This is a genomic window from Enterococcus sp. 4G2_DIV0659 (assembly GCF_002140715.2).
GTDB lineage: Bacteria > Bacillota > Bacilli > Lactobacillales > Enterococcaceae > Enterococcus_L > Enterococcus_L mansonii.
In genome coordinates this window covers 735,101-759,363 of the sequence record NZ_NGLE02000001.1, presented here as the reverse complement: position 1 = coordinate 759,363, position 24,263 = coordinate 735,101, and the positions used below count along the sequence as shown (strand labels likewise).

Sequence of the window (24,263 nt, the reverse complement as noted above, 5' to 3'; positions counted from 1 at the left end):
TTTTTTGATTTATTCCTTTTGATTGTGAATTTTTTTTATTGCTTGATAAAGATCAATGTATTGCTCGTCATTATCAGCCGAAAAGCGAAAAATAAATGAAGGCAAAGGACTTTCTTCTGGAATTAAGTAAGCTGAAGTGGCAACAATGAAATCAAACGAAGAAAAATTATCATGTTCATAGGCTATTAATTGCACAAATGGGAGTTGCTCGATAAATTGTGCTAGAGGTTGAACGAGTAAGTAGTTAGATTCAGCAATCAAAGCAACTCGTAGCACGTTATTCTCTTGAAAAGAAGCATAAATGGGTACCAATAGTGATGCCAACATATCTGATAAAGGATGGATAGAATCTTTAAGCCAACCACAATTTTTTCTTTTAGAAATTTTTTGAAAGAGCGTTTTGAACCGTTTAAAAAGTTGATAATAATATTCGTTTTTAGCATATAAAGAATGATTGATTAAGTGGAATAATGATGGAAACGGTTTTTGAATGATAGCTGCAGTAAAAATAATATTTGCAACATTGCCAAAAAGTATAGGTTCATTCTCCCATAAAAAACGATCAGGCATAAATTCATCACTAAATACGGTACAAACTTCTTCAAGGATTTTAGTTGCTGGATTAACGTGACTTTCCAAATAGATTTTTAATAAAGAGAGGCGATAGTCATTGTTTCTGAAAAAATTAGGCGCACTGATTAATAAAAAAGCTGCAAATTGTGTCTCGGCTTCCAGGATTTTATTCTCTTGAATAATGCTTTTGAAGAAAGAGTTTGAATAACCAGTATGAGCAGGAATATAAGGATCAATATCTGTTTTTTCTGTAAGTTGGTAACCTGTTTTGGCTCTTAGATAAACGATATCTAAAAACAGTGTAATTTGTTTGTTAGCAGCGTAACTATAGCTATCTGGAAAATAAGGGCTGACGATGTCAATAATTTCTTTATAGTCCATCGAAGGATTTTTGATTTGTGGTAATTTTGCTCCGTGAGTTGCTAGCCAAATTAAGGCATATAGAGTCATTCGGATAACACGCTCATCACCATATAATTTTAATTGGGATGTGTTCATTTTAATAGCAAATGTTTTTAGATAGTCACTGAGTGGTTTGGATTTTCGTACAACAGTTGTCCGACTATGAAAATTTTTTTCGCAAAAGGCATCTAAATCATCTTCTGGTGAGTAAACAATGGATACTAATAATTGACAAGGTATACTTTGACGAATTAGGTATTGGTAATACATATCATAGGAAATCGTTGGCTTGTAATGAACACCATCAACTTGGATTAACTCCACTTTTTTACCGATTATTTTTGTAAGATCTTGTTGGATTAAATCTAAGAGATAGACAACACGACTATAGGAATAATCAGTTCTTGTTTCAAAAAACTTGATACTGTGATGGGATTCAGATAGTTTAGTTAATAACTTAAACAGAGTCAATTTACGTCGCGCAGTATCTTCTAACATTAGTTTTTCAATCATTTTTTGTCTCCTTTGAATAAAAATTATCAATAATATAAAAAATGTAAACGTAATTTGGTTATTTTAGCTATCTTCCGATAAATATATAACAATACTCTTATTTTAGATGTTTATATGATAGTAGTTTGTTCTTTTAAAATAACTAAATTTAAATCAAACAAATAGTTCCGATCATTTTTTGTGTTGATTTGCACAATTGTGTAGCTAACTTTATACTTAGGTAAGTTAAGTGTAAAACTTTTTTTAGTGAAATGCTAGGTTTTAGCAATGAAACTATCTTCCCCAATTTAAGAGACAAAAACAAAATTATCCAAATTTTGTTTTTGTCTCTTTTTTTCTGAAAAATGAACGAAAGACTTTGAAACAAAGGGCAATTCCATGATATACTACACTAGTTAAATAATAAAAGAAATAGGGAGAATTTTCCAATGTGAACAATCCTTTAAAATAGATCGTTAAAATAATTAACATTTTCTCAAGAGAAGACTACGAATAGATAGGAGTAATAAATGAATAATCCACACTTAAAAGAACAGGTAGACAGCCGCAGAACGTTTGCAATTATTTCCCATCCGGATGCTGGTAAAACGACAATTACTGAACAGCTTTTATTATTTGGTGGAGCAATCCGTCAAGCCGGAACCGTTAAAGGGAAAAAAACAGGTAATTTTGCAAAATCTGACTGGATGGAAATTGAAAAGCAAAGAGGAATCTCTGTTACAAGTTCCGTGATGCAATTTGATTACGATGATAAACGCGTAAATATTTTAGATACACCAGGACATGAAGATTTTTCAGAAGATACTTATCGGACATTGATGGCCGTAGATAGTGCAGTGATGGTCATTGACAGTGCAAAAGGGATCGAAGCTCAGACAAAGAAATTATTTCAAGTGGTCAAAAGACGAGGAATTCCGATTTTTACCTTTATCAATAAACTTGATAGAGATGGACGTGAGCCGCTAGAGTTGCTTGAAGAATTAGAAGAACTACTGGACATTGAATCTTATCCAATGAATTGGCCGATTGGTATGGGAAAAGGGTTGGAAGGTTTATACGATATTTACAACCAACGTGTGGAAATCTATCGACCAGAAAACAATAATGGTGAGCGATTTATTCCATTAGTTGATGGAGATATACCTAGTGACTTACCGTTGCATAAAGAAAGTGTCTATCAGCAAGTATTAGAAGAAGTAGAATTGTTAGTAGAAGCTGGTGATGCATTTGATACTGAGAAGATTGCTCGTGGAGATCAAACCCCAGTGTTCTTTGGTTCAGCGTTAACGAATTTTGGTGTACAAACGATGTTAGAGACCTTTTTACAATTTGCACCATCACCATATGGGCATAAAACAGAAGATGGTCAAGAGGTCAGCCCTTATGAAGAAGAATTTTCTGGATTTGTTTTTAAAATCCAAGCGAATATGAATCCTGCCCACCGAGATCGAATTGCTTTTGTTCGTATTTGTTCAGGAACCTTTGAACGTGGCATGGATGTGACCTTAGGGAGAACTGGTAAGAAAATTAAATTGAGCAATGTAACTCAATTTATGGCTGATTCACGTGAAAATGTGGAAGAAGCTGTTGCAGGAGATATTATTGGGATTTATGATACAGGGAATTACCAAATTGGCGATACATTATTTGAAGGAAAGTTGAAAGTAAAATATGAAGAGCTGCCTTCATTTACGCCAGAGTTATTTATGAAAGTTAGTGCTAAAAATGTGATGAAGCAAAAATCTTTTCATAAAGGAATTTATCAACTTGTTCAAGAAGGGGCAATTCAGCTGTATAAAACGTACCTTACAGAGGAATATATTATTGGCGCGGTAGGGCAATTGCAATTTGAAGTTTTCCAACATCGTATGCTGAACGAATATAACGCTGAAGTGGTTATGACACCGATGGGCTCAAAAATCGCTCGTTGGATTGATCCAGCTGATCTAGATGAACGAATGAGTTCAAGTCGAAATATTTTAGCAAGAGATCGCTTTGACCAACCATTATTCTTGTTTGAAAATCAATTTGCGATGCGTTGGTTTGCAGATAAGTATCCGGATGTAGAATTGAAGAGTTTGATGTAAAAAATACGTTGAGATTAACATTTTAACGCAGCGCATCAGCTAATTCTTATTACGAAGGACGTCTGTTACAAAATAAGAAGCGAATAAAACACCCCTGTGGATTCATGTAAAATGAAATCGACGGAGGTGTTTTTCTAAAGGGACAAGTGTGATGGATCCTGCATGTAGTTAAAATGAAATAACTGGCAAATTTAAATGGATTAAAAGGCGGATAAAATAAAGCAATTTAAAATAGGCGGAAAAAAGAATAAAAAATATATAATTTAATGGGTAAAAACAAGAGGAAAAAGCGATTTAATCTCTATTAGACGTCGTTTCTTTTTTGTGTTATAAATGTAGGTATTAAAACGTTAAAGGAGAAACCATATGACCAAAGACAAAGTTCGCTTAGTAGCTCGTGGAGGTCTTTTTATCGCATTGCAAATAGTTTTAGGTAGCTTGTTGTCCATTCAGTTTTTAACCCTAAAAATTTCTTTTGCTTTTATAGTGACAGCAATTTCTGCTAGATTTTTTAGACCTTTTGAGGTAGCGTTGATAAGTGCTGTAGGGTATTTTTTAGGAATGATTTTATTTCCTAAATTTCCATTTTTCCCTGGATTTATCCTCACTGCTTTTCTAACAGGACTTGTTTTTGGTTATGCTTATTCTGGGCAGATAACAGTAAAAAAATTGTTGTTAACTAATTTTTTTGTCACGTTTGGGTTAAATTTGTTTTTGAATAGCTTATGGCTGAATATGTTGTATGGTACTTCTTGGGACGTACTTATGAGTACTAGGTTTATTCAACAACTAATTCAATTTCCAGTTTATTGTGTGACATTATTTATTCTTTTTCGGTTACCAATTATTAGCCAACTTCGGAAAGAAGAGTTGAATTAAATTGTCTTAATGAAAATAGGTAAGTAGCTGACTATTGAGAGAACAATTCTTTCAATAGTCAATTTTTACGTTATTTTATAATAAGTAATTGATTTATAAGAGAAATTGGTACATCTATTTTTCGTTGAGATAGAAGACTTTAGAGAAAAAATATGAGCAAATTCTTATTGAAAAAGTAAGTAAACAAGCATGAAAAATTTCAGCAAGTGGTATAAAATGAACATTAGTGGGGGATGAAGTCGTGAAGAGTAAAAAAAGTATGATGTATTTGGCAATTTCTAATTTGTTTTTAGTGTTTCTGGGTGTGGGTTTAGTTATCCCTGTTATTCCGCAGCTAAAAGAAGAAATGCATTTTTCTGGCGCAACAATGGGTATGATGATTTCAATTTTTGCTATAACACAATTAATTATTTCACCAATTGCCGGGGTATTATCAGATAAACTTGGACGTAAAAAAATGATTGCAACGGGGATGCTTATATTCTCAATTTCTGAGTTATTATTTGGATTAGCACAGGCGAAAAGTGGTTTTTATATTTCCAGAGGTCTGGGAGGAATTGCTGCTGCATTAATTATGCCATCTGTTACAGCGTTTGTAGCCGATATGACAACTATTGCAGAACGTCCCAAAGCAATGGGATTGGTTTCAGCAGCTATTAGTGGTGGATTTATTATTGGACCTGGTGTGGGTGGCTTTATCGCTTACTTGGGAATTCGTGCTCCTTTTTATGGTGCAGCAATTTTGGCATTTATCGGATTTATATTGACGTTAACAGTATTGAAAGAGCCAGAGAAACGGATTCAAGCAGCCGTTGAAGCGAAAAAAGGTTCATTTATGGATATTTTGAAAAACCCAGTATTCACTTCATTGTTCGTAATCATTTTGATTTCTTCATTTGGTTTACAAGCATTTGAATCAATCTATAGTATTATGGCAACGATTAATTTTGGTTTTACAACAGGTGAAATTGCGATGGTTATAACGGTTAGTGGGATTTTAGCACTTATTTGTCAATTATTTTTCTTTGATGCAATTGTGCAAAAGATGAGTGAACTAGGGCTGATTCAATTAACTTTCTTTGCAAGTTCAATATTTATAGCAATAATTGCATTTACAAATAACAACCTTGTTGTGGTTTTTTCCACTTTTATCGTATTCTTAGCTTTTGATTTATTTAGACCAGCAGTAACAACATATTTATCTAAACATGCTGGAGACCAACAAGGAACGATAAATGGATTAAATTCAACATTTACAAGTTTTGGTAATATCTTGGGACCGATGGCGGCAGGATATATGTTTGATATTAACCACTTTTTCCCATATTATGTCTCAGCTGCGATTCTTTTGGGAACAGGATTTTTATCACTTTTTTTAAGTAAAAAAAATAAATAGAAGAAAATCTAACAAAATAGAATTATTTTATTTATGCTTTTTAATGTAGAATGAATAAAAAACGAAAAGCAAGGGTGCGAAACTCCTTAAGAAGGCAATTGCCTCATAATGTTTCGTACCCTTTTTCTTTTTTATTTTTCAATGGCACTCTTAGTTAACGGTAAAGAGATTTCAGTAATGTCTTTTAATGAAATAATAGAAATGTTTTCACGATCACATCGATCTTTTGGTAAGCGTTTTAAAAAGTAAGCAAGGATTTCATTAATTTCTGTTTTGCGAAGGGCACGTTTTTTATTGACGATTACTATCTCTGCATGTTGGGAAGCTTCGGTGTAAATAACGGTCGTATTTCCGGCAGAATACACTTTTACAAAATAAGCATCAGTATTTTCCAGTTGTTTATTCACCAGTTGCTTATAGCTATTGGTTACATTGGCTAATTTCATTTTTCTCACCTCAATATTTTGTTTTTTTGATAATAAAAAAGCAGAGTATTCACAGATCTATAAGAACTAGAATAATCTTTTTTTTACATGTCTATAAAGTTGATTCATTATAATTATAATTTTTTTTAGCATAAATAAAAAGAAATTTGTCTTCAAAAATACTAAAAATGGCTGGGACATAACTCTACGAGTTATATCCCAGCCAAATGAAAACCGAATAAAGGGTGGAAGCGAAAGCAACTACAACGCTCCGCTTCGGAAATAAGTGGAGGGTGAACAGTACTTATTTAGTTATTCTGTTTCAGTATTTTCAGTACTTTCAGTACTAATTTCATTAGGTAATGTATGGATTTCTCCAGTGACAATAATTTTACCATCTGCGTCTAGTTTAGCAACCAATTGATGCTCTTCAGGATGATCTAAGTAATACTCTGCGATTCCGTCTTCAATTTGTTCTTGGATTGTTCGGCGGAGTGGACGTGCACCCATTGCAGGATCGTAGCCTAAATCAACTAGTTTTTCTTTAACCTCAGTTGGGACATCAATATGGAGTTTTTGATGTGCCAATAAATTATTCACTTCATCTAGCATTAAACTAACGATATTCATCAAGTTTTCTTTACTTAATGCTTTAAATTCGACGATTCCGTCAAAACGGTTCAAGAATTCAGGTGTAAAGAAATTGTTCAATTGACCTAAAACAGATTTAGTAACCCCATCACGAGCGGCTCCGAAACCGACATTTGCTTCGACATTACTAGTTCCTGCATTACTTGTCATAATAATGATCGTATCTTTAAAGCTTACGGTGCGACCTTGGGCATCCGTTAAACGCCCATCATCTAGAATCTGCAAGAACATATGCAGTACATCTGGATGTGCTTTTTCAATTTCATCCAATAAAATCAAACTATAAGGGTTACGACGTACTTTTTCTGTTAGTTGTCCAGCTTCATCGTACCCAACATAGCCAGGAGGTGAACCAATCAATTTAGACACACTGTGTTTTTCCATATATTCACTCATATCAAAACGAATCATAGAGTCTTGTGAACCAAATAATTCATAAGCTAATTGTTTAGCTAATTCAGTTTTACCTACACCAGTTGGTCCCACAAATAAGAAGGAGCCGATTGGACGATTTTGTTTGCCTAAACCTACACGGTTACGGCGAATCGCTTTTGATACTTTATCAACAGCATTATCTTGTCCTACAACATGTGCTTTTAGGTCAACAGCCAAATTTTTCAATTGTGTCTGTTCTTTTTCTTTTAAATCACCGACTGGAATACCAGTTTTTTGTTCGACAATTGCTTCGATATTTTGCTCATCGATCACAGGTGTTTCTTCATCGCTAATTTGTTTTTCTTTCATTGCTTGTAGTTTATTGATTTGGTCGCGGTAATAAGCAGCTTTTTCGAAGTCTTCTTCTGCAGAAGCTTGTTGTTTTTGTTGCTCAGCATCGGCTAATTTCTTTTCAATCGTTTTTGGATCAACGATTTGAATTGTTAAGTTCATCTTAGAGCCAGACTCGTCTAATAAATCAATCGCTTTATCAGGTAAGAAGCGGTCTTGAATGTAACGATTAGACAAAGTTGCTGCTGCTTTAATTGCTTCATCCGTGTATTTTACATGATGATAGTCCTCGTAACGTTTTTGCAAGCCTTTGAGTATGGCAATTGTTTCATCTACGGTTGGTTCATCCACACGGACAGGCTGCATCCGTCTTTCTAGGGCTGCATCTTTTTCGATAATACGGTACTCATTTAAGGTTGTGGCACCAACCATTTGCAATTCGCCACGAGCTAGAGCTGGTTTCAAAATATTGCCGGCATCCATATTTCCGTCACCTGCTGAACCAGCACCGACGATCTCATGAACTTCATCTATGAAGAGAATCACATTTTCGGCTTGTTTGATTTCTTCAATCAATTTTTGCATCCGTTCTTCAAACTGACCTCGAATACCCGTTCCTTGAACGAGTGAAACAACATCTAAACGTATAACTTCTTTATCTAATAATTTTTGTGGAACATCGCCATCAACGATTTTTTGAGCCAGTCCTTCAACAACGGCAGTTTTACCTACACCAGGTTCACCTATTAAGACAGGGTTATTTTTTGTTCGGCGATTTAGGATTTCGATAACTCGTTTGATTTCTTCATCACGTCCGACAACAGGATCAATGTCGCCATTTCGAGCAGCTTGAGTAATGTTGATTCCGTACTCACCTAGTAAACCATTTCCTTGTCCAGCATTGCCTCTTGGCGGTTGTCCGCCATTGAAGCCATTACCGTCTCCAAATTGTGTAGGCGGTATTTGACCATTAGGATTTCCTTGTTGTTCTTGCATTTGACGAGATAAAGAGCGGTATAAATCATCTAAACTTCCAAAACCAAATGGATCTTGTTGTGACATTGTTGGTTGAGTATCATTTGCTTGTGTTTTTAATTTTTGATAGCAACTTTGGCAATAATCTAATTGTTTTCTTTGACCATTAACATTTGCGTATAAATGGATTGTTGCTTGATTTTGCTGGCAATTTTGACAGATCATAGGATAAAACACGTCCTTTCTATAATAAGACAAATCATGTATCAAAGTCGTAGTTACAAGGTCAAAACATTAGTTGACCATTTTTGACCTTTGAAAATATTATAGCATCTTTTAGCTAAGAATCAAGCAATTGAACTCTAAAAAACGAAGATGAAACTATGAACGTAAAGGAAAAAGAGTAGTAAAATTTTCCGGAAAGAGAGAAAGTTAGACATTTCTTAGAGTGATTTAATAGAAATAATGAGAACAATTTAGACAAATCTCTATTTTTGTCATACAATATTATTAGACCAAAAATTAACATGAAAGCAGTGATTAGTAGGATGTTTGAAAATCCTTTTGAAGAACAAATCCAAGCATTAAAAGAAGGCGAGATTGCGGAAATCGTTGTAGAACCAAAAGATTTCCCTTCATTCAGGGAAGCTTGGAAAAATTTGCCGGATCGAATGTCCATTGTTGGAGAAGCTGGATTAAATGGACGAATTATATATCGTTACATGAAAGAAGAGATATAATTGATAGTTTGATTCGATAAAAAATAGGTGAAAAGTGTTGTAACTACTCACAAAAAATGGTAATCTTAAAAATTGAAAGGGTATTATCCAGAATCTAGTTTCACTTGAAACGTACCAAGAAAGGAAAACCCTAACATAAAAATTATTTTACTTACGAAGGAGACCGATTCATATGGAAAAGAAAGATTTTCACATCGTAGCAGAAACAGGGATTCACGCTCGTCCAGCTACATTATTAGTTCAAACAGCAAGTAAATTCAACTCAGATATTAACTTAGAATACAAAGGTAAATCTGTTAACCTTAAATCAATCATGGGCGTTATGTCTCTAGGTGTTGGTCAAGGTTCAGACGTAACGATCTCAGTTGATGGTGTGGACGAAGCTGATGCATTAGCAGCAATCGTTGACACAATGCAAAAAGAAGGATTGTCTGAATAATGTCTGAAATGCTAAAAGGAATTGCCGCAAGTGATGGTGTTGCTATTGCTAAAGCTTACCTGTTAGTTCAACCTGATTTGTCTTTTGACAAAAAATCTGTGGATGATTCATCTGCTGAAGAAAGTCGTTTAGATGAAGCTCTAGCAAAATCTACGACTGAGTTACAAGCAATCAGAGAAAAAGCAGCGCAAAGCCTTGGTGAAGAAGAAGCGCAAGTATTTGATGCACATTTAATGGTTTTGGCTGACCCAGAAATGATCGGTCAAATCAAACAAAATATTCAAGATAATAAAGTAAATGCCGAATCAGCATTAAAAGAAGTAACAGACATGTATATTGGTATGTTTGAAGCAATGGATGATAATGCTTACATGCAAGAACGTGCTGCAGATATCCGTGACGTTGCTAAACGTATTTTAGCTCATTTGTTAGGTGTAACTCTTCCAAACCCTTCAATGATTAATGAAGAAGTGGTTGTAGTTGCTCATGACTTAACACCAAGTGATACCGCTCAATTAGATCGTACGTATGTAAAAGCATTCGTAACTGATATTGGCGGACGTACATCACATTCAGCTATTATGGCTCGTTCTCTTGAAATTCCTGCGATTGTAGGAACAAAAGAAATCACTGCTAAAGTCAAAGAAGGCGATATTTTAGCTGTTAACGGAATCGATGGCGATGTTATCGTTCACCCGTCTGATGCTGAAAAAGCTGAATTTGAAGCAAAAGGCAAAGAATACGCTGACCTTAAAGCTGAATGGGAAAAATTAAAACATGCAGAAACAGTTACGGCTGATGGTAAACATATCGAATTAGCTGCAAACATTGGTACACCTAAAGATTTAGAAGGCGTACACAACAATGGGGCTGAAGCTGTTGGTTTGTATCGTACAGAATTCCTTTACATGGATTCTCCAGATTTCCCAACGGAAGATGAACAATACAAAGCTTACACTGCAGTACTTGAAGGGATGAACGGCAAACCTGTCGTGGTTCGTACAATGGATATCGGTGGAGATAAAGAATTACCTTATCTTCAATTACCGCATGAAATGAACCCATTCTTAGGTTACCGTGCGTTACGTATCAGTTTATCAGAGCGTGGCGACGAAATGTTCCGCACACAAATGCGTGCATTACTTCGTGCTTCTGTTCATGGTAACTTACGTATCATGTTCCCGATGGTTGCGACATTAAAAGAATTCAGAGCAGCGAAGAAAATCTTTGAAGAAGAAAAAGCAAAATTAGTTTCTGAAGGAACTAAAGTTTCTGATACGATCCAAGTTGGTATCATGATCGAAATTCCTGCAGCAGCTGTAATTGCTGATAAATTCGCTAAAGAAGTTGATTTCTTCAGTATTGGAACAAATGACTTGATCCAATACACAATGGCAGCAGACCGTATGAACGAACGCGTTTCTTACTTGTACCAACCATATAACCCATCAATTTTACGTTTGATCAAAAACGTGATTGACGCATCTCATGCAGAAGGTAAATGGACTGGTATGTGTGGAGAAATGGGTGGCGATCAAATGGCTGTACCATTATTAGTGGGAATGGGCTTAGATGAGTTCTCAATGAGTGCGACATCTATTCTTCAAACACGTAGCTTGATGAAACGTCTAGACACTAAGAAAATGGCTGAACTTGCGGATCGTGCGTTGAATGACTGCGATACAATGGAAGAAGTTATTGACTTGGTTAAGGATTATACAAAATAAATAGTAATTTGAAGCTTTCACTGTTCAGGATTCGTTCTGAATGGTGGGAGTTTTTTTGATGTATTTAAAAGGCTGATGGTTTTGTTTTGAAAGTCCACTCTTTTTTTGAAATAAATATTATTTTTTAAATAATAATAAGTTGTCTTGTTCGAGGGATTATGCTTAAATTAAGTTAACTTATTCGCGATGGGAAGATAAATTGGCGGTTTTCTAGCTAGGTACATTGGTTTACTTGCCAATCGTTTTGAGGACAATAATAGAGGTCGTGGGGTTATTTTAAATTTAGTTTATGATTTTAAGCCTCGTTAAAATTGGATAATAGTTATGGGAAATTTATTGTGCACAATATTTTCAATAGTGATACTTTTGACTTCCGTTCGTTTTATTTATTTGGATTTTAGGGGGAATTTGATAAAAAAAGATAGAATCATTTTTGTTTGTATTGTTATTATGTATTCTCTGTTTATTGTACTGAAATTGATTGTATAGCTAATTCACAAGGAGCGCAAATATGAGCAGAGTAATCAAGCATACCAAATGAAAATTGGTGTATTCTCCCTTTTTTAATGGTTTTCATTGACCTAATTATAAAGGATATCAAGATGCCTTTTATATTATTCTTTGGATTAAAAAAGATGTCGGTAATTTTTTACCAACATCAAAAGTATTAGAGTAAAAATTTTGTGAATTTCAGCTTATTTTTAATGGGACTATTTTTGGTTCCGCCGGTTATCTAGGCTTTGCTCACTAAAGGTCCAGGAAAAAGATTGATGAAGTTGTTTAATAGATGCAATAATCCTGAATAGCTGGAATGTTGTCTTTCAGTAATTCAATATATTTAGTTGTTCATTTTAACTTGATTTATGAAATCATTCTCGATTATTTTTTTAGTAATGGGTATCTATTTTTTTATGCTAATCACTAGTTTTTTACTACTAGCTAAAAGTAGGTTTAAAATTAACGAAAATAATATGCAAATTATGGCAATGCAAATCGAGATGATGGTAAACTTGATCAATACATTATCAAAGAAATCTAATCGTTGCAAGAGATCTATATAGATACTATGAATCACAAAATCCGAAATCAAGTAGGCAAAGTAAGTTTTAGAACCTAAGAAAATAATTCCGCGCTCCATTATTTTTGATGTAATCGTTATTTTATTTAACATTAAAAACAAAGCGATCGATAATACCCCATATTGAAAAGAATCCGCTTTGTTATTCCATAGACTGAAATCTTGAAGGTTACTCCTCGATAAAATAATTATTCCGGTAGAAAATATTAATGTAACCAAATAAATTAAAGGCACGAGGTATGATCGGTTGTTTAACAATTCAAGTTTGCCTTTTTTCACATTAATATAATAATTTCCGAAAACGAAATACAATAAGTACGGACTTAATATGAATTTAACAAAATCATTTTGTGAAGTATCAGCACCTAGAACTCTTAAAAGATAAGGAAATAGCATGGAAAAGAACAATAAAATCAAAAAGAATTTACGATAATCTTGTTCATTAAATGTATCTACCATTTTTTTTATGAACGGAAGAACTATCAAAAATGCGAGATATACGTACATATACCACAAGGCATTACTAATCTGTCCACTCAAAAATAAAAAAATAAATGTTTTCTCCGTTTTTTGTAATTCAGGATCAAAATAATAATAAAATAATGAAAACAATAAAAGTACACCAAACACACTAATAATCTTATTCATAAGCTCTTTTGATGAATACTCTTTCCTTAGTAATAATGCACCTGACATCATCATAAAGATCGGCACAGCTGGTTTTACAACAACAATCAATAGTGCCGTAACATTCCATTCATAAGAAATTTCTAATCCATAAAATAGGTAATGAAAGACATGATTAAAGACTACCATTAGAAAAGCGAGGATTCTCATTAATTCAAATGAGAGTTTTTTCTTAACCAATTAACAACAACTCCTTACTCGAGTTGATTTCATAAATAAATTTAAGATAAAAATTGAATATAATTTTTATTATATTCAATTTTTATTATATCATGTTGTATATACTCAAAATTAATTGTTTCTTTGAAATAGCCACCTTTTTAGACTTGAAAAAAATGATTTTTTGCAATATTAGCTAAAACTGTTTAAACCTTTAAAGTATGTAAGGAGTTTTTACTTTTTTAAGTTGCCTTTTGATATTGGTCTAAGTAAAAAAAGAGTTAGGTTTTACTTAATTGCTTACTTATTTAAAGGAAAATAATAATCGGACAATGACATAGGGTTTAGACTATTGATTGTCAATTTAAAGAAATGTCAAATGAATAGGGTAGCAAATAAATCGGATAATCTCAATAAATAGAAAAGAAGAGGGCGAGTTCTTTTTACGTTTACACGCTTCTTGTGTTGATAAGTTCCAAGTATTTTTGATATTTGATGAAAAATAAGAGTCATACAATAAAAATTTATTAAAACAGGATCGTCCTTAAGGAATAACTAAAAAAAGTGTTGTATAGTAGGTTACAAATAGAAGTTATTTTAGGAGGATTTTTTATGAAACAGAAAAAATTCGCTTTGGCGATGAGCTTACTTTTGATTTCAACAAGTATATATAGTGGAACAGCAGCATTTGCAACTGAGCAAAGCACAACAACAAGCTCAACGAGTACGGAAACTAGCAGTAGTGCTGAACAAAACTTACAAATCAATGCAGTCGCTTTAGGCAACGCACTTACTAAAGAGCAAAAAGACTATACGTTGAAAGAACTTGGAATAAAAGGAGAAACACCACAATATACAACCACAGGGCAAGATTTGATGAGTTTTATCCCTGATGGTGGCTTCACACCTGAGTGGGCGGTGTATAGTTCCGTTCGGATGGAAACGCAGAAAAAAGGTGCGGGAATTTCTGTAGATATCGCTACACCTAAAAACATTACGAAAATTACAGAAGCCCAATATCAAAATGCAGCATTGACTGCTGGGATTACAGATGCAAAGCTGACTGTTGCTTCTGCAGTACCGATTGATGGTTCTGGTGCTTTAGCAGGTGTGTATAAAATCGTCGAAGAATCTGGTGGCATTATCAATCGGGATCGTGTAGGTGTTGCCCAAGATGAAATGGATGTATTATCCAAAATTACAGAAGAAAACAAAGCAAAAGATGGTTATTCTGACGAAGCATTAAATGCAGCGCAAGAACAAGCCAAAAAAGAACTAGCTAAAAAAACAGCAGACGGAAAAAAACTAACCCAAGAAGATATTCAACAAACCGTTGAAAGTGCCTTACAAAGTCAAGGAATCAAAGATGTGATGACATCTGATCAAGTGAAAGAATTGACTACATTAATGAGTGATATGAAAGATAAAAATATTTTTGAAGACTTTGTTGGACAATTAGATTTGTCTAAGACAAAAGAACAAATTCAAGAAAAATCTAAAGGACTTTGGGAAAATATCAAAGGATTCTTTAGTGGAATTTGGGATTCAATTACAGGGAAATAATTCACCTATCTTAATTAAAAAAACTGATGCTTTATGCTACACATATAAAAGAGAAACGAGCCAAAACTAATTGATTAGTTTGCTCGTTTTTTTTTAGTATAGAGAATGAAAACACACTATTTATTGCTATAATAAGAGGTAAATTGGTATAAAAAAGGAGGAGGATGTTATTGAACAAAAAAAGAATGGGTTGGTTGAAGTATGTCTTTATTTTAAATCTTGAGTTAGTAACACAACTAACTGTAACACCAATTATTTCTATACCATTGGTTTACTTTTTTCATTTGCACTATAGTGACTACTGGATGTTTATTTCTATTGGATTGGTTATTGTTGCAATGCTGCTGACGATTCCTTTAAAGTTTGTTGTTTTACGGGGAATTGAAAAGGTATTTCCGAAGATTAATTATCCAAGAAAACCGTTAAACTATTATTATTGGATTAACGGAATGGTTTCTATAGTTGTTAATCCCATCGCTTTCTTCTGGGGTGGGATGTATGCAAGTGCTGGGAATTTTCATTACTTCTTTCAGGGATTTCTCTATATTTGGTGGTTGCCTAATTTGATTGGTTGGGTGTTGTATGTGATTGGATCAAGAGGGGTGGAGAAGAGATGAATAAAGGAAAATATAGTGTTATTTTATTGTTAGAATTTTTAAGTCAGTTGATATTATTTCCACTATGTTGGCGGATCGTCGGTGATCGCAATTTTTACTTAGCGGTAATATTAACAGTTATTGTTTCATTAGGTGTGAAGTTATTTTTTGTCAACTGGTTTGAAGTAAAGTCCTATCATTTTTATATACCTAGAAAGCCTCTGTATTTTTATTATGGAGTTAGTGGAATTGTAGCGATTTTCATTATTCCAAGAGCCTTCATTGCAGGGGCAATGGCTGCCTCTGGCGGTGAACTCGTTTTCTTTTTAGTTGGCTATACAATTATTTGGTTGGTACCTAATGGAATTATTTGGCTGATTTATTTATTTGGTTCGTTGGCGTATGAAAAGAAGTATAGTTGAAAATCTTAGAGATAGTTATTGGGATCTTTGGAGGAGAAAAATTGATGAAAAAACGAATAAAGATTCTTTTAGTCGCAGACTTTAATTATTCGAAATATAGTATCGTAAAAAAGGTCACTGCCGTTCTTTTTGTTGCTTGTTGTTTTGTAGGGATAGTTATGGTGCTTAATTTTGTAACTTACCTTTTTGGAGAGACAGAGTATGATATGTTAGTAATTGTTAGCAGTTTTATTTTGGGATGGTATATTTTGGGAACGATTTTTGAAAAGTTGTATAAAAAATTATTCAGCAAAAGAGTTAAGATTATCATGTCAAAAGGATACATAACGCTTTGGATTAACGAAGAAGAAAGAATGATTAGAAAAAGGCAAATTCGTGACATAAAAGCGAAAGTTTGCTCGCGTCCAACAAGATATGGTGGAAGAGCAATGAGCACGAAGTTGATTATCTATACGGATACGGAGACATTTCATTTTACGAGCGGAGAGGCGGTTTACGAAGTGGAGAAACTTTTGAAGGTTGTTCCGAATTGACAATGAACACTACTTCAAGAAATAGTAGAGAAAATAAAAGATATAGTATGAAAGAACGCAATTATTTGTTCGTTGTACATAAAAAATGAAAAGCTTATAAGATGGCTACTTTAGAGGATTGTTACGATTTGTTGCTCTGATTTTAGTCCATGTTATCATCTGTTTCTAGCATATTGATGGTTTCTTTTTTATAGTCGATTTAAGGAGGACAAAATGGATATTGGTAAGATAATTAAGGAACAGCGACTAAAAATGAATATGACCCAAGAAGAGTTGGCACAAAAATTTCACGTTTCGCGACAGCTTATTTCTAAATGGGAGAATGGGAAAAGTTATCCAGATTTAAATCAAATTGTTGAAATAAGTGATTTGTTCAGCCAATCTCTTGACGAGTTATTAAGAGGAGACAAGATAATGTTTAAAGAAGTCAGTTTGGAAAAAAATAAAAAAAGGATACTTTATGGAATCATCTGCGGTTTATCTGGGTTATTTTTAGCGATTGGCGGGTGGATGGCCTACAATAAATGGGATGAGGGCAAATTATTAAGTTTTGATGATGTGGAGATTACTTCAATAAAAAAAGTGCCACTCCCTGCAACAGACACTTTGCCAGCTGACATTGAGTATGAAATACACTTTGAAGTGAAGAAACCTTTTGTGAAGGTCAGTGGAGAACGAGATGGTTATCAAACAACATCTGATCGTAATACTATTCTAGTTTTGGGACAAGGTGAGCGAAGTTTATTTGGTGGTAATAAAAAAGGACGTATTATCATAAGCTCATCAAGGAGAGAAAAAGGCGTTAGTCCAGAAGAGCTAAATAATGGAAAAAAATTAGTTTGGCAAAATTGGCATGATAATGGGAAAAATGAGAGTAAAAACACGTTAGCAGATGAAGGAACTGTTATTTTAACAAAATAAAAATATGAGACCTAGTAAGAACGTTTCACTTTGGAAATTAGAAGGAGTTGTTTCCAATCTCATCATTGAATTGAGATTGGAATGTGACTCCATGCAATCGGAAATAATCATTTTGATGGGGAAATTTTTTTTTGAAGTAATTTGGAAAATGAATAGTTTTGTCTAATACATAATGTTTGAGTAGTAAAATATCTTCATCTTTTCCTTTATACGTGTCGTGTAGATTGGAATTTTTTCGATAAATACGGCTTTTCTATCCTATACAATCGTTCTTTGATTATTGTCAGGTGGTTATTTCGTACTTATTTCTTGAATTTTCGATAATTGTTTTTCAGCAGTTACGTTGAGCTTTTCAAAGTCTGAATGAAATGTTTGGAATAATTTAGAGCACGCATAATATTGCCTAACCACCTGTTTCTTATTGATCGGCGTAGTTGGATTTGTAAAATACTGATCCAAAACCGCCAACGGTTCTTGCCACGATTGCAGTCGCTCAAGTGTATCGCGAAGATCAATAATGTCCTGATAAGGAACAGTTTTAAGACAAATGGCAGAATTTTTCATAAGTAAGTTCTCCTTTTTATTGTTTATTTAAGTAACAAACGACAATTAAGAAAAAGAAAAAACGATAAAGGTTACCGCCTCTATCGTTGGAATGACTAAAAGACTGTAGCAAGATTCTTCACCTACTCTGAATAAATTTCAAAAACTGTCTAGAAATTCTTACAAAAATTAGGTACAATAAAGAAGCTAGTGCTACGGTACTAGTAATCGGGCAACTTGGATAGATAGGTCGTACTGTCTATTCGGGGCTTCATTTACTGGATGGTGCCAGTAAATGAAGTGCCTATTTTTTTATTCTTTTTCTCAAATTTTATAGGATAGCAACAAAAAAACGATTACAGACTCCCTGCAATCGTTGGCAATAGGCAAGACAAAGAAACATTATTTTTATTCGTCTGTACTTGAAAGGAGAAGGTTTGCGGTCTTCTGGTATACAAAACAAATGTAAAAATAAGAAAATGACTTACACTACTGGCGATTTGGTTAAGCAGGTTCGTACTGTTTAATCAAGACTTCACGGGTTTGGTTGGTGGCCGTTCCAGGAAGTGCCAATTATTTAGTTTTATCGTTAGGAGAAAGTGCATCTAATTCACTCATTTCGTGCTAAGCGAATGATTACCATTCCCCTTGTTAATTATTTCTATCCTATGGCTATTAGTATACCGAAAAAAACAACTGTTCGCAATAAAAAATCTTCTATTCCTCGATTAAATAACACCCAAAAATGCTCTCTTATATATAAGGAAAAATAACAAAAATTTTTTTCAATTCGGTGAATAATCATTTAGTATGGAACATAAACAGGTATTGAAAAAGAAACAAAATATCTGGAATTAATAATAAAACTGAGAGCTTAAAAAATAGATAAATGTTGTGAACAATAGATTGGTTGAGCAAATAATAATTTTATAGGAGGGATAACAATGAAATTAGAGAATATAAAGGCTATACGCATATGTAAAATACTTCAATTAGTGTTATATTTTATTGGCATGTATTACTTGGCGATAAAAAAGCTAAAACTTGCTGTATTCTTTTTACTAATCTCTTTTCTTATTGAATTGATACTTCCAGGCAAGTATGGTTGGGGGTTAGTAAAGAATAGGCAAAATCTTTTCTTTAAAAACAATAGTTGGATAGAGCCTGTTGTCTTTTTTTTTCATTATAGTGGGTGTTACAGGATTAATCACCTATTTGTTTTACTAATAAAGTATGGCTCCTTTATGTTGATCTATCTTAAAAAAGTTGGTATTTAGAGTACGGAGAGTAGTTGCTCACTTTTTTATTATTAATATTATAAAATAATACTATTTTAATTTTATAAAAACTCCCTATTTATCAATAAATTTGATATAATGTGGATGAAATGATTAACTGGAGGTATAAAAATGAGTAGAAAAGTATTTGTCAGCCATTGTTATAAAGACCGACGCTATGCGGATGTATTTGTACAGTTATTAAAAACGTTTGGTTTTCGTGAAGAAGATATTTTTTACAGCTCTAGCCCTGAAACAGGAGTAAAACCAGGTGAGCAAATTTTTAACCGATTAAAACAAGAATTAGAAGATAGTCCTATTGTTCTTTATTTCTTATCAGATCATTACTATCAAAGCGTTCCTTGTTTGAATGAAATGGGGGCTTCTTGGATTACAACAGATACACATTATCCAATTGCTTTGCCGCATTTTTCACCTGGTAAAATCAGAGGAGCGATTGGCTCAGATCGTTTGGCTCTTCTGCTAAATAAAGAGCTGGATGCAATACAAGTTTGCGATTTAATAAGTACAATCCGTGAGAAAGCTGGAGTAATTTTACCAGATGAATTGAAATATAGAGAAATTGAAAGTGTGAAGCCCAGCTTTGATAAATTACAGCACTATATTCGGATGGAAGATTATTTGATTCCAGATGAGGAAGGCGTATTTGAAACAATGCTTTGTGAAGAGCGCGTGATAAAAAGTGAAAAGAAAGATCAATATGCTTGTTTTAAACTAAGTAAACCAATTGCAGGACCATATATTGAGGTAGAAAAAATGTCGAAAAAAGACAATCAGTGGCTATTTTTTAACAAGAGTTGGGGAGAGTTTGAATCTGGAGACACCGTTCAATTTAAGCTAAATGACGAAGCCCCTTATTTTGGTGAAAGATTTTTTAAAGATATAGGAAAATGTAAAAACATATATGTTTCTCATTTAGAAAAAATCGAGTAATGGTGAAAAAATGGAGGGTGTCTAAATGATGCAGTGGAATCGATTGGTCGGAACGTTCAGAATTTCTTCAAAGAGTGATAAAGTTTGGCCTAATGATAAATTATCGCATAAAAATTATCTTTTGGAATTAAGTGTTGCTTTTAACAGTGACTATCGTCGGGTGATTAAGAGTGATTCTTTTAGGCGATTACAAGATAAGACACAAGTGTTTCCTTTAGAACGTAATGATTTTGTTCGTACCCGTTTAACTCATAGCTTGGAAGTTGCCATGCACACAAGAGATTTGTTAATAGGTGTCATTAGTAAATTAAATAAAAAAGGAATTAAAATTGACGAGCTAAATGAAAGCTTTCGTTTGTTGGAAACGGCCGCGCTTATTCATGATATTGGGAACCCGCCTTTTGGTCATTTTGGAGAAGAAGCGATTCGGATATGGTTTAGTAAAAAAGGATCATTACTTCCTTGTTGGCATTTATTTACAGAGCAGCAAAAAGAAGATTTTTTGAGATTTGAAGGAAATGCCCAAACGATTCGTTTATTAACGAAGCTTCATAATGATAATGGTTCTTCTGAAACAGGAATGAATTTGACGGCTTCTACGTTAGATGCAGTCATCAAATATACAGCTCGGGCTGATCAGGTGGACAAAAAAGATTTATTAACAAAGAAAGTTGGCTATTTTTATTCAGAAGAAACAGTGTTTAAAAATATCAAGTTTGTCACTGGAACAACTGGAAATCGACATCCTTTAGTATTTTTACTTGAAGCAGCTGACGATATTGCTTATACATTTTCAGATATTGAGGATGCGTATAATTATGGATTATATAGTTATCGAAAATTAAAAGCTTTTATTGACGAGAAAACAGGAACAGATAAGTTTTTAATCAATGATGGATCAGAGCCAGCAGCAATTCAAACGTTTTTACGAGACACACAAAAAAAGGTCTATCAAAGTGCAAGTAAGACCTTTGTTGATCATTATGATGATATTATGTCGGGAACATTTCGTGGTGAAATTATCAATGAAGAATGTGATGAGGTCAATTGTTTTCATGCGTTGAAAGAATTTTCGTATAAACATATTTTTCAAACAAAGACGATATTAGATCAAGAAGTTTTGGGCTTTAATATCATTAATCGCCTGTTAGATGAGTTTATCCCAGTTGTCTTAAAGTATGATAAAGAACCAATGAACAAATATGAAGAGCGTCTATTTAACAATTTGCCAAAGAGTGCAGAAGAATTATATAAGAGAGAAACAGAAGGGTGCTCAGACTCAGAAAAAGAGTACTATCGATTGAAAATGGCGGTTGATTTTGTATGTAATATGACAGATGGGTATGCGAAAAAATTGCATGATACATTGTTTAATAGTTAAAAAATTATGCTTAGTATGGCACAAAACAGTTTAATATAAAGCTAGACTTACGTTTATTATTAGGTCTAGTTTTTTTGCTTTTTAGTATTCTAAACACATCTACCTAAAAATATAGCTCTTCTTTTTATCCCGTTTTTTGTTACAATAGAAAATACATAACAAAGTAGATCTAGTCACATAGGAGGAAGTAAAACGTGGAACCATTAACGCAACTAAATTGTGAAGCTTGTGGTGGACGCATAGATTCAGTAAAAGCTCAGTACTGTACATACTGTGGCAATAGCTTGGATAAAAAACAAAGTATGATTAGTGAAAAAAATGAGGAATTAGAGTTATGTGATAACTGTGGTTCAATAGTCACTTTCAACATTGACAAACAACTGTTTGAGTGTTCACATTGTCAAGCAGTTTTTTCGACGAAAAGCGAAGAAGAGGATGACTATATAGAATATCAAGCGGATAGCATCATTCCTTTTCAACTTTCAGAAGAGCTAGTTCGCCTTTATTTTTATGAATGGCTGGCAAAGGGGGAACAGCTACCAGTTGATGTGGGAAAAGAATTATCTATTGTTAGTTGTGAACAGCTTTATATTCCTTTTTCGCTGGCTCAGATTGATTATGAATGTGATTGGAGTGCAGATGTCGGTTATCGCAAAACAGAAAGTTCTATGGCTTCTAGTAATGAAAATGGAATTAGCAATAACACAGATTCTCCAAGAGAAAACAAACAAATTATCACGGATTGGTCTTTTGTACAATCCCATCTATCGGGTCAGGTATTCACATTCTCTGCTGTATCGGATTCATTAGGGCAAAAAGCAGAAAGATTTTTTTCAACAGACTCGTTCAGAAATTTAAAACCAACAATGATTCCTTTTGATGCTCGTTATTTAATAGGAACAACCAGCCTCAAAATAATCCCTGATCAAGTGACAAAAGCACGATATCTTTTTGAACAGGTCGCAAAAAATACAGCCTCAACAAAAGTAAAAACGAACTTACCTGGTGATACGAATAGAAATATGAGAATCGCCAATTTGACTCTTTCAATCGCTTCTGAATTTGTTTATATACCATCGTGGAAAGTAATCTATCAATATAAAGAAAGTCGTTCTATTGCTTTAGTTTCTGCAACAAGTAAGAATAGTGTGAAATTTTCTGGAGATAGGCTAACTGCTCAACCAGAGAACGATAAAAACAGCGATCAAAGCAAATATAAATTAGGTCTCGTAGCGTTTGTAATCTCCTTGTTACTTCTCCTTTCTCGTCCTTCAAATGCATTGATATTTTTACTTACTTTGGTTTTATTTTTTTGCGGTTTAGGGGTATGGATTGTTTTTGGAATTAAAAGTAAATTATTACATCTGAAACGAAGAAGAGCAATACCGAACCTTTTAGCAGAAAACGAAGAATATTTGCACTTAGCAAAAAAATATAGAAATGTAGGAGAAAAAAGTGAATAGTACACCATTAATTGAAAATAAATGTACAATCTGTGGAGCGCCCAACGACGACCCTAATGCTAAAAAATGCTCTTACTGTATGATGCCTTTAAAAAAAGACGACAATTCTGACAAAAGTGAACAAGCGTTTCTTTGCTTGAATTGCGGTTCTTATTTAAATGTTACTAACGGACATTTTGACTGTGAGTACTGTCATTCTACGTTTTCATTGAATGAAAAAGAAACATTTGATAAAGCTTTTTTCGGTAAAAAAGAAAAAGTGGAACTGAATATTTCAAAAGAAGAAGCAAAAACAAGTTTTTATGAGTGGTTAATAAAAAATGAATTACTGAAAGAAAAAATTGAAAGCTTTACCTTAAAACAATTATATGTACCTTATATGATTGCCACTGTTGAATTTGAAGCTGAGTATAGTGTTGTAGTGGGGCATGAAAAGTGGGGACCATATATTGAATTAAATGGCATAGAGAAAAAAAGAAAAATCACGGAGTGGCAGAAGGAGTCTGATCATTGTTTAGCATCCTTAACTAAAAGCTATTTGATTACAAAAGAACTATCATTGGATGTTCAAAGTTTTGCTAAAAAAATTGACTGTACAGAGTATGTTAAACAAGCTGTCCCTTTTGATAACACGAACAGGGCGGATGAACAGATATTGACAGTCTCTTGTGAAACGGCTGAATCAGTTACAAGAATAGTGAAAAAGTATATATCAAAATCGGCGGAGAAAACTGTCAAATCTCAACTTTCAAGCGCAGATGCGAAAGATCTTACGGTTGAATCATTGAAGTATAAAATGAATTCTGATTATCTTTATGTCCCTTTTTGGCAAGTTTTATATAGCTACGAAGGCAAAAAATATCAAGTATTAATTACGGCCACGGACTCATCAGTGATTGCGATTGATGGAAGTAAGCCGATGACTGAAAAAGTGAGAAAAAAAGTTCCAAAAAAGAAAAATCAATCAAGTCAAACTTCATTCAGTTTTCTCATTTTACTTCTCTTCATCGTAGCAATTATTGTTCTTAAACCTATTCGACAAGTGATACTAGCAATGCTTGGGTTATATTTACTTGGCTGTTTATCGTCAATACGAAAGAAGTCAAAAAAACAAAAAAGTAATCTACGACACTAAAGAATGAAAAAATACTTG

21 protein-coding genes are annotated in these 24,263 nt (G+C 33.6%); 16 read left to right on the top strand and 5 right to left on the bottom strand.

Annotated elements, in window-relative coordinates; all coding sequences use genetic code 11:
• Positions 1-9: 9 nt before the first annotated feature.
• Positions 10-1,488, bottom strand: coding sequence for a helix-turn-helix domain-containing protein (locus A5880_RS03540; RefSeq protein ID WP_086331831.1), 1,479 nt, complete (start codon positions 1,486-1,488; stop codon positions 10-12).
• Positions 1,489-1,997: 509 nt separating this feature from the next.
• On the opposite strand from A5880_RS03540, the gene A5880_RS03535 reads away from it, so the two are divergent.
• The 3 genes from A5880_RS03535 (at position 1,998) to A5880_RS03525 (ending at position 5,850) form a co-directional block, all read left to right on the top strand.
• Complete coding sequence (locus tag A5880_RS03535; RefSeq protein WP_086331830.1) at positions 1,998-3,575, top strand: peptide chain release factor 3; 1,578 nt, start codon at positions 1,998-2,000, stop codon at positions 3,573-3,575.
• Positions 3,576-3,941: 366 nt separating this feature from the next.
• Entirely contained in the window at positions 3,942-4,454 is a 513-nt protein-coding gene (locus A5880_RS03530; protein WP_086331829.1) for a folate family ECF transporter S component, read from the top strand.
• 241 nt (positions 4,455-4,695) lie between these two features.
• Entirely contained in the window at positions 4,696-5,850 is a 1,155-nt protein-coding gene (locus A5880_RS03525; protein ID WP_086331828.1) for an MFS transporter, read from the top strand.
• Positions 5,851-5,981: 131 nt separating this feature from the next.
• Here A5880_RS03525 and A5880_RS03520 read toward each other — a convergent pair whose 3' ends face one another.
• Together A5880_RS03520 and A5880_RS03515 are read right to left on the bottom strand one after the other, a co-directional pair.
• Positions 5,982-6,296, bottom strand: coding sequence for a DUF1827 family protein (locus tag A5880_RS03520; protein WP_086331827.1), 315 nt, complete (start codon positions 6,294-6,296; stop codon positions 5,982-5,984).
• Positions 6,297-6,587: 291 nt separating this feature from the next.
• Positions 6,588-8,852, bottom strand: coding sequence for an ATP-dependent Clp protease ATP-binding subunit (locus A5880_RS03515; RefSeq protein WP_086331826.1), 2,265 nt, complete (start codon positions 8,850-8,852; stop codon positions 6,588-6,590).
• Positions 8,853-9,175: 323 nt separating this feature from the next.
• Between A5880_RS03515 and A5880_RS03510 the strand changes: the two genes are divergently transcribed.
• The 3 genes from A5880_RS03510 (at position 9,176) to ptsP (ending at position 11,533) form a co-directional block, all read left to right on the top strand.
• Entirely contained in the window at positions 9,176-9,367 is a 192-nt protein-coding gene (locus A5880_RS03510; protein WP_086331825.1) for a hypothetical protein, read from the top strand.
• A 172-nt stretch (positions 9,368-9,539) separates the two neighbouring features.
• Complete coding sequence (locus A5880_RS03505) at positions 9,540-9,806, top strand: phosphocarrier protein HPr (RefSeq protein WP_071878892.1); 267 nt, start codon at positions 9,540-9,542, stop codon at positions 9,804-9,806.
• Positions 9,806-11,533 (top strand): phosphoenolpyruvate--protein phosphotransferase, encoded by a 1,728-nt coding sequence (ptsP, locus tag A5880_RS03500; protein WP_086331824.1) that lies wholly within the window; start codon positions 9,806-9,808, stop codon positions 11,531-11,533. The genes A5880_RS03505 and ptsP overlap by 1 nt, the downstream gene beginning before the upstream one ends.
• Positions 11,534-12,434: 901 nt before the next feature.
• Here ptsP and A5880_RS03495 read toward each other — a convergent pair.
• Positions 12,435-13,478, bottom strand: coding sequence for an acyltransferase (locus tag A5880_RS03495; RefSeq protein ID WP_336576948.1), 1,044 nt, complete (start codon positions 13,476-13,478; stop codon positions 12,435-12,437).
• Positions 13,479-14,069: 591 nt separating this feature from the next.
• Here A5880_RS03495 and A5880_RS03490 point away from each other — a divergent pair.
• From A5880_RS03490 to A5880_RS03470, 5 genes are all read left to right on the top strand, one after another.
• Complete coding sequence (locus tag A5880_RS03490) at positions 14,070-15,020, top strand: DUF1002 domain-containing protein (RefSeq protein WP_086331823.1); 951 nt, start codon at positions 14,070-14,072, stop codon at positions 15,018-15,020.
• 170 nt (positions 15,021-15,190) lie between these two features.
• Positions 15,191-15,637, top strand: a complete 447-nt coding sequence (locus A5880_RS03485; protein ID WP_143353672.1) for a hypothetical protein — start codon at positions 15,191-15,193, stop codon at positions 15,635-15,637.
• On the top strand, positions 15,634-16,038 hold the full coding sequence (locus A5880_RS03480; RefSeq protein ID WP_086331821.1) for a hypothetical protein: 405 nt from the start codon (positions 15,634-15,636) through the stop codon (positions 16,036-16,038). Before A5880_RS03485 ends, A5880_RS03480 begins: the two co-directional genes overlap by 4 nt.
• 44 nt (positions 16,039-16,082) lie before the next feature.
• Positions 16,083-16,571, top strand: coding sequence for a hypothetical protein (locus A5880_RS03475; RefSeq protein WP_086331820.1), 489 nt, complete (start codon positions 16,083-16,085; stop codon positions 16,569-16,571).
• A 213-nt stretch (positions 16,572-16,784) separates the two neighbouring features.
• Positions 16,785-17,492 carry a helix-turn-helix domain-containing protein gene (locus tag A5880_RS03470; RefSeq protein WP_086331819.1) on the top strand — a complete coding sequence of 236 codons (708 nt, stop codon included), beginning with the start codon at positions 16,785-16,787 and terminating at the stop codon, positions 17,490-17,492.
• Between the two features lie 291 nt (positions 17,493-17,783).
• On the opposite strand, the gene A5880_RS03465 is transcribed toward A5880_RS03470, so the two are convergent.
• Positions 17,784-18,056, bottom strand: a complete 273-nt coding sequence (locus tag A5880_RS03465) for a hypothetical protein (protein ID WP_086331818.1) — start codon at positions 18,054-18,056, stop codon at positions 17,784-17,786.
• Between the two features lie 923 nt (positions 18,057-18,979).
• On the opposite strand from A5880_RS03465, the gene A5880_RS03460 reads away from it, so the two are divergent.
• From A5880_RS03460 to A5880_RS03440, 5 genes are all read left to right on the top strand, one after another.
• Positions 18,980-19,312, top strand: coding sequence for a hypothetical protein (locus tag A5880_RS03460; RefSeq protein WP_336576947.1), 333 nt, complete (start codon positions 18,980-18,982; stop codon positions 19,310-19,312).
• Positions 19,313-19,444: 132 nt separating this feature from the next.
• Complete coding sequence (locus tag A5880_RS03455) at positions 19,445-20,266, top strand: toll/interleukin-1 receptor domain-containing protein (protein ID WP_086331817.1); 822 nt, start codon at positions 19,445-19,447, stop codon at positions 20,264-20,266.
• A gap of 25 nt (positions 20,267-20,291) precedes the next feature.
• Complete coding sequence (locus A5880_RS03450) at positions 20,292-21,647, top strand: deoxyguanosinetriphosphate triphosphohydrolase (RefSeq protein WP_086331816.1); 1,356 nt, start codon at positions 20,292-20,294, stop codon at positions 21,645-21,647.
• A 284-nt stretch (positions 21,648-21,931) separates the two neighbouring features.
• A complete protein-coding gene (locus A5880_RS03445) occupies positions 21,932-23,110 on the top strand; it encodes a hypothetical protein (protein ID WP_143353671.1) in 1,179 nt (392 codons plus the stop codon).
• Complete coding sequence (locus A5880_RS03440) at positions 23,103-24,245, top strand: hypothetical protein (protein WP_086331814.1); 1,143 nt, start codon at positions 23,103-23,105, stop codon at positions 24,243-24,245. The genes A5880_RS03445 and A5880_RS03440 overlap by 8 nt, the downstream gene beginning before the upstream one ends.
• Positions 24,246-24,263 lie beyond the last annotated feature (18 nt).